Below are 14859 nucleotides of genomic sequence, written 5' to 3'. Positions count from 1 at the left end.
GATAATCACGCTGTGTGCGCTTAACCCGCTTGTTTTCTTTGTTTCCCATAATAAGTCTCCAATCTGTCAACTTATTTCAGGACGGGTCAAATTATAAAAAAAGGGCTGCACCGAAAGATGCAGCCCTTAGTTTTTTTATCGTTATCCCTAGTCTTATTTGTATTAGGTCGGTACGTCAGTGAAATTCATGACGCGAATATCATCATCATCAACTGTTGTGTAACCATCAAATTCCGCAATTTTAACAGCAACATCAGTTCCATTATTTCCATCTGGATCGAAATACAAAGCTGAATTATTGCTGTCATCACCCTGCAGGAAGATGAAGTTAAAATCACCTGTACCGCCAAACGTACCGGCTTCAACTGTCGTCTTGTCTGCTGCAATTGTTCCCGTCAAGAAAGTGAACATATTCGGATATGCTGAGACCGTTCCACTGTCTGAACCACCGCCAGGCAGGCCAAGGGCCGTCGCTTCGATAACCACCTGGTCAATGCCCGTCGCACCTCCTTCAAAGTTTTTGATAAACTCAGCCGCATTAAATTCGGTTGAATCAGTGTACCAGAATTCATCAGCACCTTCGCCGCCATCCAGTGTATCTGCACCGACGCCACCGATCAGGGTATCGTCACCAAAACCTCCGTTCAGGAAGTCGTTGCCGTCGCCGCCATCAAGCGTATCAACGCCATCTAGACCTTCCAATGTATTGTCGGCAACGCTACCGATGATATGGTCACCAAAATCAGTACCAATTGCGTTTTCGATACCGGAAAGCGTATCAGTATCAAACGTCAAGCTGATGGTCTGCGCAGATGCATTGGAAAGGTCAAGATTGATCCCTTCCGCCCCATCTTCGTAAACCACCCAATCACTACCAGCATCACCGATAAAGTTATCATTTCCGGCACCGCCGATGAAAGTATCATCACCACCTTTACCATCAATAATATCATTGCCTTCGTTACCTACAAGGACGTTGGCATTGCCATCCCCGATTATGGTATCAGCATCAATCGAACCAATGACATTTTCGATGTTATAAAGCGCATCCGTACCGACACTGGCCGACGTCACCACGCCAGTTGTCAGATTGATGTTGAGGTTCTGACCACCGCCTGTGGTGGTGTAGTCAACGGTATCGTTACCTGCATCACCATAGAAGTGATCATCCCCTGTTCCATTGATGAAGCGATCATCACCATCACCACCATGCAGTGTGTCATTACCGCCTTGCGCGTCAATGACCTGGTTACCTGCGCCTGCAGTAATAAGATCAGCATCGGCCGTACCGGTAATCAACATGCCTGACTTAAGCGTTCCATCATTGTTGAATTCCTGCTTAAAGATACCGCGTCCATCCGTGTCAACACCTTCCCAGACGACGATAAAGCCAGACTCACTTGCTTCAACACGTGGTTTGCTTTGATCGCCCACGATATTGGCATTGATTAGGAAGCTGTCATTGCCTTGCGGCACGCCGCTGGAGTCATAAATCCGGCCAAAGATACCACCTTGATCCGTATCGCCATCGTCGGCACTCCAGATCGCAACGAAATTACCATCAGAAAGTGCGGCAACACTGACAGATTTTTCAGGGTCGCTATCCGTACTGTTCAACAGAATTGGGCCATGAGCCACCGTCCCGGTCGGGGTATAGATCATGGCCAACGCATCTTCGTTGCCATCAGCAGTCTTATCAGCGACACCGACAACAAGGATGTTACCGTTATTCAGAACCGCGATATCGCGTGAATTGATATCTTCCACATTGGTCGCATCAACAACGATATTGCTGGCCACAGGTGAGTTTGCACTATCATAGATATTCATCTTGAAGGCGACGTTTGTTGTATCGTCCACCTGCCAGATGATGGCATATCCACCGTTATCCAGACCAACAACTTCAGACCCGGCTTCGGTATTGCCAGTGTTGGCAACAACGAATTCACCGCCGTCAGAACCATTGGCATTGAAACGCTTAGCCTTCACATCGCCATCTTCAGTCCATGTGGTCACAAACCCGCCGTCCTGCAGACCTGCCACACGGATGGCATATTGTTCACCCACCTGGTTGGACGTGTCCACAACTGTATTGGCTGTGAAGTTGGAATTCAACGTGCCGTCATGTTCATAGACGGACATCAAGACATCCGTACCGTTTGATGCAGACCCCTGCGCCCAGGTAACCACAAACCCGCCATCCTGCAATGCCGCAACACGTGCTGTGCCATTAACATAACCTGTTGGGAACTGGCTGAAGGATACTGGTGCCAAAGCTGTTCCGTCTTCGTCATACATACGGAAGTAAACGGCATTTTGTGGCGCGTTATCAACACCTTCATAAACGATGACATAGCCGCCGGAATTCAAAACAGCGATGTCCGGTGATTTTTGATCATAGGTTTCAAAGGTATTGACAGTTGCCTCCGGCGTAACCGAAAGACTAATGGTGCGTTGATCCGCTACTGTCCCATCTGCATCGAAATAAAGATTTTCAACACCAAGAAGACTGTCGGTGCCTTCGTTGGCAGCCAAAGAAGTCAGCGTATCATCAACGGTGACCATTACGCCTTCCAGACCAATGGTGTAATTGTTCAGATCATTGCTGAAGTAAGCCTCATCAGTTCCATTGCCACCAAGCAAAACATCATTTCCAGCAAGACCGATCAGCGTATCATCGCCATCCAGACCGAGCATTTGGTCTTCAAGGGATGTACCCGCCAGAGTATCAATACCAGCTGTGCCTGTTACGATATTTTCTGTAGAGGCCCCATTGCCGCTAAGTTCAAAGTTGGCTGCTGTCAGGGTTGGCAAGCCATTCAACTGAACAAGGAAGTCATGGTACTTATCTTCCGACGCTTCCGTTTTCACATAGACGTAGGTCGTGGTTGTATCATTAAAGACAACAATAGATCCATATGGGTAGGTCGCATTGTCGCTTTCAATCGTTGTGATGGCAGCTCCTGGTGCCCCAAGGTTACCTGCGTCCCCATGGAAAGTCAGATGCCCACCATTGTTAAAGACCAGCTTGTCTTCGCTAACAAGGAAATTCGTGATGTTGTCAGTGGTTGTTGTATTTGAATGTTCCGCCCCTTCAAAGACAAATGCATCTTCAATTGCAGCGCTACCCGACAGGTTATCAACCCCTGTCGTAGCCGTATGTTGGGTCGGCGCAATACTGAAGTCAAAGTCATCTGCTGTTAGCGGGACATTACCATTCAGCGCCACCAGGAAGTTGGAATATCCGGTTGATCCAGATTTCACATACACATAGGTATTGGCACCATCATAGAAATGCAGCACGCCACCTACCGCAGCCCCACCGCTTTCAATATTGCTGATGGTCGTTGTGATATTGGTATCAAAGGCCTGAGAGCCATAATAATGAAGGTTATTCGTCCCTTCCAGACTAATACGATCCGTACCGGATACGAAGTCAGTAATCACGTCCGTATTGGTGGTGTTACTTTCTGTATCGCCTTTGAAGAAGAAGACGTCAGAACCTGCGTTACCCGTCATGGTATCTGCACCTTCAAGCCCTTCAAACAGGTCATTGTTTGCAGTACCGGACAGGTTATCATCCCCGGATGTTGCACCTGTCACCAGAACAGGAGCTGAGCCATCACCAAACAGTTCAAAGTTGGCCGCTGTCAGCGCAGGATTACCACTCAAGCTGACCAGGAAGTCATGATAAAGGTCTTGGTCGCTCAGGGTCTTCACATAGACAACCGTGTTTCCGGCCCCATCATCAAATGTAACGATGGATCCGTCTGGATAGGTGATGTCATCACCATCAATCGCAGTCAGCGCGGCATTCACACTTGCAAAACTTCCGGCATCGCCAGCAAAGGTCAAATGCCCGCCATTTTCAAAGATCAGCTTGTCTTCGCTGACAGTGAAATTGGTAATGCTGTCAGTTGTTGTTGTATTTGAATGTTCCGCCCCTTCAAAGACAAATTCATCTTCAATTGCAGCCGTACCAGACAAGCTGTTAAACGCTGTCGTTGCTGTATGCTGGGTTGGCGCGAGCGTGAAGTCAAAGTCATCTGCTGTTAGCGGGACATTACCATTCAGCGCCACCAAGAAGTTGGAATATCCGGTTGATCCGGATTTCACATAAACATATGTATTGGCACCATCATAGAAATGCAGCACGCCACCTGCAGCAGCCCCACCGCTTTCAATATTGCTGATGGTCGTTGTGATATTGGTATCAAAGGTCTGAGAGCCATAATAGTGAAGGTTGTTCGTGCCTTCCAGGCTAATACGATCCGTACCGGATACGAAGTCAGTAATCACGTCCGTATTGGTGGTGTTACTTTCTGTATCACCTTTGAAGAAGAAGACGTCAGAACCTGCATTACCCGTCATGGTATCTGCACCTTCAAGCCCTTCAAACAGGTCATTGTTTGCAGTACCGGACAGGTTATCATCCCCGGATGTTGCACCTGTCACCAGAACAGGAGCTGAGCCATCACCAAACAGTTCAAAGTTGGCCGCTGTCAGCGCAGGATTACCACTCAAGCTGACCAGGAAGTCATGATAAAGGTCTTGGTCGCTCAGGGTCTTCACATAGACAACCGTGTTTCCGGCCCCATCATCAAATGTAACGATGGACCTGTCTGGATAGGTGATGTCATCACCATCAATCGCAGTCAGCGCGGCATTCACACTTGCAAAACTTCCGGCATCGCCAGCAAAGGTCAAATGCCCGCCATTTTCAAAGATCAGCTTGTCTTCGCTGACAGTGAAATTGGTAATGCTGTCAGTTGTTGTTGTATTTGAATGTTCCGCCCCTTCAAAGACAAATTCATCTTCAATTGCAGCCGTACCAGACAAGCTGTTAAACGCTGTCGTTGCTGTATGCTGGGTTGGCGCGAGCGTGAAGTCAAAGTCATCTGCTGTTAGCGGGACATTACCATTCAGCGCCACCAAGAAGTTGGAATATCCGGTTGATCCGGATTTCACATAAACATATGTATTGGCACCATCATAGAAATGCAGCACGCCACCTGCAGCAGCCCCACCGCTTTCAATATTGCTGATGGTCGTTGTGATATTGGTATCAAAGGTCTGAGAGCCATAATAGTGAAGGTTGTTCGTGCCTTCCAGGCTAATACGATCCGTACCGGATACGAAGTCAGTAATCACGTCCGTATTGGTGGTGTTACTTTCTGTATCACCTTTGAAGAAGAAGACGTCAGAACCTGCATTACCCGTCATGGTATCTGCACCTTCAAGCCCTTCAAACAGGTCATTGTTTGCAGTACCGGACAGGTTATCATCCCCGGATGTTGCACCTGTCACCAGAACAGGGGCTGAGCCATCACCAAACAGTTCAAAGTTGGCTGCGGTCAGCGCAGGATTGCCACTCAAGCTGACCAGGAAGTCATGATAAAGGTCTTGGTCGCTCAGGGTCTTCACATAGACAACCGTGTTTCCGGCCCCATCATCAAATGTAACGATGGATCCGTCTGGATAGGTGGTGTCATCACCATCAATCGCAGTCAGCGCGGCATTCACACTTGCAAAGCTTCCGGCATCGCCAGCAAAGGTCAAATGCCCGCCATTTTCAAAGATCAGCTTGTCTTCGCTGACAGTGAAATTGGAGATGTTATCCGTTATGGTCGTATTTGAATGTTCCGCCCCTTCAAAGACAAATTCGTCTTCAATTGCAGCCGTACCAGACAAGCTGTTAAACGTTGTCGTTGCTGTATGCTGGGTTGGCGCGAGCGTGAAGTCAAAGTCACTTGCGCTGAGATTCACATTGCCATCCAATCTAACGAGGAAATCAGAATACCCTGTTGACCCCGGTTTCACATACACATAGGTATCAGTCCCATCATAGAAGTGAAGCACGCCACCAGCAGCAGCGCCGCCCCCTATAATATTGGTGATAGTGGTGGCAACATCTACTGTAAAGGTCTGAGCACCATAGTAATGAAGGTTATTTGTCCCTTCCAGGCGAATGGTATCAACGCCAGAGACGAAGTCTTTGATGACGTCCGTATTGGTCGTATTACTGTGTGTATCACCTTCGAAATAGAAGACGTCCTTACCGCCCTTGCCTTCAAGGGTGTCGGCACCTTCAAAGCCGGTAATTGTATCGACAACGCCTGTACCCGTAAGGTTGTCAACGCCGTTGGTTCCGTCAATGGTTTGTGGATTCAGGGCGTTACTATCAAACAAGTTGCCGTTTTGATCAAAGCGTTTCTGATAAATATCACTATCTGTGCCATTCGACCCAGACCAGGAAATAACAAAACCACCATCAGGCAATCTTGCAATATCTGGTGTTGTCTGGTCGTTCGTCACAGTCTCATTGATCAGGAATTCGGTACCGACTTTTGCACCAGCACTATCAAAAATCTGACCATAGATACCGTAACCTGTTGTGGCATTGACATCATCACCTTGACCTTGCCATGTGACGATGAAGTTACCATTGGCAAGAGCCTCGATTTTCTGATCGCCCTGAACGCCTGTCGTCGTCGTATTAACAGTAAATTCTGAGACAACTTCTGTCCCTGTACTGGACAGGATTTTGGCCTTCACTTCACCTGACATATAGGTCACAACCATATTGCCATTGGTCAATGCGGCAACCTGCGGTCTGCCATCACTAGGTCCTGCAACAATGCTGAATTCAGTGTCCCAGGCAGGTGTCACAGGATCATAAACACGGCCATAAACGCCAATTGGTGTGGTCGTTGCGTCTGTTTCGGTCCAGACCACCATGATCTTGCCATCATTCGCAACCGAGATGTCTGATTGATGCTGATGGTTTGTCGTATTGACTGAACTGACCAATTGTTCCGCCAATCTAATGCTACCGTCAGAGTTATAAGCCTTCATGTAAACATTAGAATATTGCGGGTTGGCGACCTCAAGGCGATAAGTTATCGCAAAACCACCATCATTCAAGGCAACCATTTCTGGTTCTGATGAATAATTGTTGGCCGTTTCCCCAACTTGAACATCAGAATTCTGAATTGATCCGTCTACATTATAGCGCGTGAAGTATGGTCCACCATTTGTGGCAACTTCATAACCATATGCGATAACAAAATCACCATCTGTCAAGCCTATGACACTCGGGTTATAGACATAATTCAGTTCCTTAACCAGAACCTCACCGCCGTTTGTGGTGCCATCCGCATTATAGCGTTGGTAATAAACGCCATAAGTCCCGTCAGTTTCCTGCCAGGTAACAACCCAGCCACCATCAGCCAACGCGGCAACATGAGATGTTTGCTGTGTACCCGAATTGGTTGTTGAAACCAGAATTTCAGGTGTTTCATTGATGGTAAGATCGATATGCCCGGTATCGAACCCACCTTGTCCGTCACTCAGTGTATAACTTAGGCTATCTTGGCCAACATATGCTGCCGTTGGTGTGTAAGTCCAGGTACCATCACCATTATCAATGACAGTCCCGTTGCTACCACCCCAAACGGCAGTGACATCAAGGGTGTCATTATCCTGATCGGTATCATTGCCTTTTAGGTCAGCAACGGAAATGATGATGGACTGATTTTCAGTCACATCGAATTGGTCATAAATGGCATGTGGATCCGTATTGTGATCAACGATATTCACATTGATCGTATAATCCGCATAATTGCTTTCACTATCGGTTACACGGACCACAAAACTGTCAGCCCCGGTTAAGTTGGTGGAAGGCGTAAAGGTAAGTGTGCCATCAGTTGCTACAACAGCTGTCCCTTTAGAAGCGCCAGATTGGATAGCATAAGTAATACTGTCGCCTTCCAGATCGTTTGTCACAATCTGCGTTACAAATGGCGTATCTTCAATAATTTCCAGGTTATTGCTTACCAGTTTCGGCAAGGCAGGATTCCACCCATAAGCACTTGAAAGGGAGCCATCGTGATTATTCGCAGTCTTATCATCAATGACGGTACCCGTCCCGTCGGCCATTTTCCAATAGCCTTCCAGGTTTGAAGAATTAGTAACGACACCTGAATTTACATAGGTGTTGATTTCAGCCTGACTGACTTCGCGTGTCCAGAGCTGAACTTCACCAACAGAACCATCAAAGGCGGAACCGATATTACCCGCGAGGGAACTTCCATTGATGTTGTAGGTCCCGATGGTATTGCTCGTGGCCTGCTCCCCATCAATATAGATCGTTGCCTGCCCAGTTGAAGCTTCATAGGTAACCGTCAGGTTCTTCCATTCATCCGCATCGCCCCAATAATTGGTAGAAAGCGTATGGATCCCACCATTCAGAGACAATTCTACCTGACCCGTGTTCGTCAGGCGCAATACAACATCCGATCCCCCCAAAGAGAAGATGGTTTGATTGCTGACATAAAGTTCATCTGGATTGATCCAGGCCGAGATTGTAAAGTCACCTGAATTTGGTGTGATGGTTCCAAGGCTGACACCTGGACCACTATTCAATTCCAATGAAACTTGTGGATATTCATTGATAGAAGGTGTTGGGTTGTTCCACGTTTCCGTTCCCGGCGTCATGCCATAGATTGTCGCATCGCCGAGGACTGAATTATAAGTATCATTGGCAACGTTTGAACCATCGCCATCATTGAACATCCAACGACCATACTGAAGCGCACCGACGCTGTTGGCACCATCTGTGTAAATGGTTGCGAAGTCAGCAGCAGAAAGCCCACCTTCGTAAATGACAGCATCAGAGATTTTTCCCTGATAATCGTCATTACCAAGATTATTGTGACCAAAGGTCACGGCACCTTCAAAGCCTGTTGTCAGGTTTGAATCCTGTGAAACAGACAAATTACCACCAGAAATCAACGCACCATCGACATACAGGCTAAGTGAGTTTGCAACCGGATCAAACGAATAACCAAAGTTATGCCATTCACCGTCATTCAGGCCTAATCCTGTGACGTAATAGTCCTTAGCGCCACCAACTGAATCATAGAGATAAACGCGAAGGCGACCATCTGACATCAACGTGACGTTGGTATATTCGCTCGCCCCACCAGCATACATAATCGCACCGTCAGTGGTCGTATTATCACTATTAAACCAGACGTTAAAGCTATGCGCATCTGCATCCACAGTGTTTGCAGTAGTCACATAATCGTCCGAACCGTCAAAGCTAAGACTGTCAAAGACACGGATGTGGTTGTTGTTGCTGGATTGATCAGCGACATATTCTTTGTCATCACTGGCAACATCGCTAAATGTCCAATAGCCTTCCAGATTGGCTTCACCAGCTGGATTATCCAAAATACGGTTATAATTATCGTAAACTTCCTGTTCAGTACGCGCTTCTGACCACATACGGATGTCGGCGGCCGAGCCATTAAACAGGCTGATCGGCGCATCCGGGTGCAGACCTGCAAATGTGCCAACCGCGTTGGAACCACCGTCAGGTCCTTCAGTCGCAGGATTATAAGTGTTGAACGGTGTTGTGGTTGGTGTACCGTCGATCTCACCAGAGACCGCATTCACTTCTACACCGTTTTTATACAGGCGAACCACACCATTTACATCATCACGAACCAGTGACAGATGTGCCCATTCATCGGCGTTCATGTTGGCATCGAACGTGACATAGACATTTTTGCCTGTATCAAATTCATGCATATAGCCGACCTGACCGGAAGGCAAAATTTCCACCAGATACTGAACATTCTCTGCTGCCGTATCAAGTGTCGTATCACCCGCCATGGCAACGATCACCTGTACACCACCAATTTGTTCCGGTTTCACCCAGGTTTCCAGGGTCAAATCACCTGTGATGACTAGGCTATCGCTATCACCACGCCCTTTGTCGATAATGTTATCAACACCGTCAAATTCGACCGCTGCAACGACAGCTTCAATTCCAACCATCTGTGGTGCAAAGTTAAAGGACGTCACGCCGCTTTCAAAGTCATCAAAAGCAATTGGATCAATCAGCCCTTCAAACTTGACCGTCAGGCCGGAATAATCCGTCGTTCCATTCCCCGTGCCTTTCACGTGGATATAGCCATCCCCATTGATAGTGAAGAAATAGATACGATCAGAGGACGGATCAGACGACATGGCCGTAATGGCAGCATCCATATCGGCAAAATCACCGAAGCTCAGATTGCCAAATTCATAACCATTGGCACCGGACAGACGAAGACTGTCTGAACCGCTTTCAAAGTTTTTGATGATATCGATCTTCTGATCGCCAGAGTGGTTGTAATAACTGTCTGTCCAGCTTTCATAGACGAAGATGTCATCTCCATCACCACCATCAAGAATATCCAGACCAGCACCACCCGTGATGGTGTCGTTGCCATCAGCAGCGGCCAGGAATGGGTTGCTGACAGTAAAGATGTCATAAGTCGCATTGCTGTCACCAGAAGCAAGACCGTCTGTGTCGGATCGCAAGGAAATCGACGTACCATCAGCACTCATACCAACAACGCGTGAAATACCGCTTGGCATTTGCGCACCGTCCACAGAAACGTTCAGACGTTCAATGTTTCCTGTCTGCATATCTTTGATAAAGACATCTTCCAGCGCATTGGTATCCCCATCTACCAGGTTTGACGCATTGGTGGAGAAGACAACAAAACGTCCGTCATCTGAGATGGCATTATTTTCTGCGATAAAGTGCCAGCTGGCAACGCTTGCATCCACACCGGTTGCAGATTCACTGACCAACTGCGTTGTATTGCTTACGGTATCGCGCAAATAAAGCTGCGCACCACTGGTACCACTGACGACATCATTTGCATCTGAAACAAACAGGACATAACGCGCATCAGACGATATGGTAATTCCGGTAAATTCAGCTGAATTTCCGGCAATTGCTGTACCTGTATCATCAAGGCTGACAACCTCAATTGCATTCGTTGTCAGGTCTTTCTTATAGACATAGTATTCGCCTGCAGTCAGTCCATTGATTAGCGGCGTTGCACCACCATGCCCAAACACGATGATGTTGCCATCCGCCGATGTCCCAAACATTTGGTTAACAGGGCCAGCTGTTTCTACCGTACCGATATTGTCTGACGATACAGAAGTCAGTGCCCCGGTATTTGGATCTGCGCCACTCACATCTTTATGGAAGACACCACGACCCGTTCCTGACTGTCCGGGAACTTCAGTCCGATAAGCCTGGAAGAAGACAGATGATCCGTCAGCCGATAGTTCAGCATAGTCGATATTATAGGTCGTTGTTTTTGAACCTGTCGCATCCGTATTCACAACATGAACGGCACCCGACTGCATATCTTTCAGATACAGATCAATCTGACCATCGCTATCTTGCGCGTTGTTCAGGTCTGTTGCGTTACTGCTAAACAGGACATATTGACCGTCATCCGAAACACCAAATACCGATTGGCCAGTCGTTAATGCGCCACTGTCATCTGTTGAAACGTATTTGATTTCACCTGTTTGCAGGTTTTTAAGATAGACATTGTTACCGCCAACAGAGGTACCATCCACCAGTGAGGTCGTAGATGGTGACATAAAGGACATCCACTGACCATTAGATGAAATCACACTTGCATAGGCCCCACCACCGACGGCATTGCCATCCTGATCGACAGAATGAATGGTCGGCGTGATGGCAGTCCCACCAATGATCGTATCATCACCAGCGCCGCCTTCCAGCGTATCGTTGCTGCCGCCACCGACAAGAACATCATTGCCGTCATACCCACGCAGACGGTTGGTCACATCGCTACCGATGATCGTATCGTCGTAGTTGGTACCACGCACACGTTCCACATTGATCAGTGTATCGGTTGTCCCCCAGTTATCGCGGGCTGTTTCGTTGGCAAGATCAACGTAAGCGCCCTCTGTGGAACTACCACCACGGTAATCAACTTCATCAATACCGCCAGCGCCACCATCAAAATAGTCATTACCCGCAAAGCCACGGAAGACATCCTGACCAGAACCACCTGTGAAGCTATCGTCAAACAGCGTACCGTGGATACGATCAATATCATTTAGCGTATCCGTATCACCAAAGCCATCAATGACGGTATAGATGGAGGAGTCACCATTTGCGGTGACAGCGATACCGTTAAAGGCGTTGTACCAGATATCTTTTTCATATGACACAACATCATAATTTACAAAACTGCCACGACCGGTAAAGGTATCGTCACCCGCCAGACCGTAGAAGATGTTGTAGGTATCACTGCCCGTATTAAAGCCAAAGAAGTTATCGTTAAACTGTGACCCGCGAACATGTTCCAGGTTGGAAATCGTATCGGTATTGCCCCAACCATCTGTGGCCGTACCTGCATCCAGATCAACCGTTACGCCTGAGATATCGCGGGAATAATCAAGTTCGTCATCCTCACCTGCGCCACCGTCGATGGTATCGTTCCCTTGCATACCAGCGAAACGTTCCGCCCAAGAATAATTAGACCCGGTGATGTTATCATCATTGTCAGATCCGCGAACCCGTTCAATCGCATCTGTTGCACCTGTATAACCATACATCTCAGTATTGTTATAGGTATCGACAACAAGTGCTGTTTGCAGGTTCACTGTGATACCGAAAGTACCTGATTCAAGGTCAAAGCGGATTTCATCCGTCCCTATCCCACCATTATAAGTATCTACACCGTCCATCCCCGCAAAAACAGACAGACCGTTTGATCCGGTAAAGGTATCACCGTGAGTGGTACCGATGACATAATCAATGTCCGTAAAGGTATCCACACCACCAATACCTGATACGGTATTGGCACTGAAGTTCGCATGAATGGGACCAGCGGTGTGTGGTGCGTAAGACAACACATCAAAATCGATTTCAGATTGATCCGGCAGATAAGACGTATTGGCCTGGGGCTGGATACCGCCCGGCATCTGACCGTCACCATAGATGTCATTATAGCCAATACCGTTTACTGCAAAGACATCATCGCCCGCACCACCAATCAGAGTCTGACCGGATACGACCGCATTCAGAATGTCATCACCGTCACCACCAAACAACGTATCGCCGGTTCCTGTTGACGTCAGCGTATCATCACCCGTATAGCCACCGATGGTATCGGGAAGGCCAGTACCGCTAAAGTCCATATCGATGGAATAATCGACATAGTATGCAATGTCTTTCGTCGTAGTAACTGGGGTTGTCGGGTCGTTATCATTGACCGTAATGGTAAACGTACCCTGACTTGGACCAGAAGCCGCAGGCGTATATTTCAGATTATTGGACAATACATGCTGTGAAATTTCATCAATATTGCCAACGATGATAATAGAAGCTGTTCCGTTTCCGGAAACGGACGTCAGATTTGCTTTACTTTCATCAAAGGAAATTGCCCCATCCGTCACCGTCAACGTAACCGTCAATTCTTCCGTTGTCGTATCATCATCACCAAGAGTGATACTGCCAAACATGTTGGAATATGGATCGCTGCTTGAAGCAGACTCAAAATAGAGCTCATCAACCACCTGACCGTCGGAATGATCAAGTACACTTGCATACCCGACCGACGCGTTGGCTTCATTTTGAATAACACCCACCTGAATGCCATCTGTAATCGCACGATCAAAAACAAACGACCCGTCAGACTCGCTAAAGGACCATAAACCTTTCAACCCAATCTCATTACCTGATTGGGTCGTATGCATATTGTCTTCAATATCCGACTGTGTCCGGGCTGTATCCCAGATACGGATTTCATCAAGGCTGCCATCAAAGCCGGAACCAATCACCGTTCCGCCAGTTGGTGTAATTGGTGTCGCAGTCGTATCAATGCCGTCAATTGAGCCATCAAGCGTGGTTGGGACACCGTTTACATAAGCCGTCCAATTTGCACCATCATAAGACGCCGCAAGGTGTGCCCATTGATTTGACAGCAATGTCACACCGTCAAATGCAAGCGTTCCGACGCCTTCTATCACCAATTCCGGACGAATGGCATCAGTCTCATGCAGTTGCAGGCTATAGCCATCTGTGCCCCCTGTACCGTTTCCGACAAGAAGCTGATGCGTTGCCCCACCAGACACAGGTTTCACCCAGATTTCCATAGTAACGCTGGTCGTGGATGTGGTCGTCAAGGCAGCCGTAATGACTTTGCTATCCAGTGACAGGGCACTGGTCATATTTGTCGTAATATCAATACCATCATTCAAATCATTGATGGTCACGCTGACCGATTTGGTCAACGTCAATCCTTCTGAATCAGTTACTTCGATCTGAACGCCATAGCTTCCGCCGAATTCTTCATGATCAAGGGACACGCCGTCCTTCAGCTTCAACTGGTTGCCGTTGACAATTTCAAAACGGTTATCCAGTGATTTGAAAGTATGTGTATCGCCTGAATCCGGATCAACCGCTGTCAGATTACCAATAACCGCGCTATCAAGGTTTTCGTCAACACTATTTGTATCCAGGGTAATATCAGAAGGTGCCCCACCAACAGGCAGGCTTGCAGAACTAACAACAGTTGTTGTGCCATCACTTGCTGTAAAATTGATGTCCAACGTACCATTATACCCACTGTTCGGTGTAACAGTATATTGATCATACCCACCAACAACACCGTTATAGACCAATACGCCCTGTGCAGGATCAACATTCACGTCGGAAATGGTGATAGTGTCACCTTCCTCGTCCGTAACGCCTGCTGCCAGATCATTGGTATCAAAGGTAAATGGCGTATTGTCTTCTACAGTCGCAAATGTTGTCCCGGCATCGACAGGAGCATCATTGACATACAGAACATCAAATTCAAGTTCCTGCGCAACAGGCGCAGCTGTCCCGTCAGACACGCTAAATTCAATGGTTTCCGGACCGTTATAGCCCGCATCAGGAACATAAATCACAAGACCAAAGGCATTTGAAATAACTGTGCCCGTGGATGTGATTTCCACACCCTGCGTGGTGCCATCTGCAGT

1 protein-coding gene (running past one end of the window) is annotated in these 14859 nt (G+C 47.6%); it reads right to left on the bottom strand.

Annotation, left to right across the window (positions count from 1 at the left end; all coding sequences use genetic code 11):
* Nucleotides 1–162: 162 nt before the first annotated feature.
* Nucleotides 163–14859, bottom strand: partial view of a tandem-95 repeat protein gene (locus RYZ26_RS17445; RefSeq protein WP_317684533.1) — the 3' end only. The gene runs 21180 nt beyond the window's last position; 14697 of the gene's 35877 nt are visible here — the last part of the coding sequence; its start codon lies off the right edge, out of view; it ends in the stop codon at nucleotides 163–165.

Origin of the sequence: Terasakiella sediminum, from assembly GCF_033100395.1 — a bacterium.
Taxonomy (GTDB): domain Bacteria; phylum Pseudomonadota; class Alphaproteobacteria; order Rhodospirillales; family Terasakiellaceae; genus Terasakiella.
This window is presented reverse-complemented; position numbering and strand designations above follow the sequence as displayed.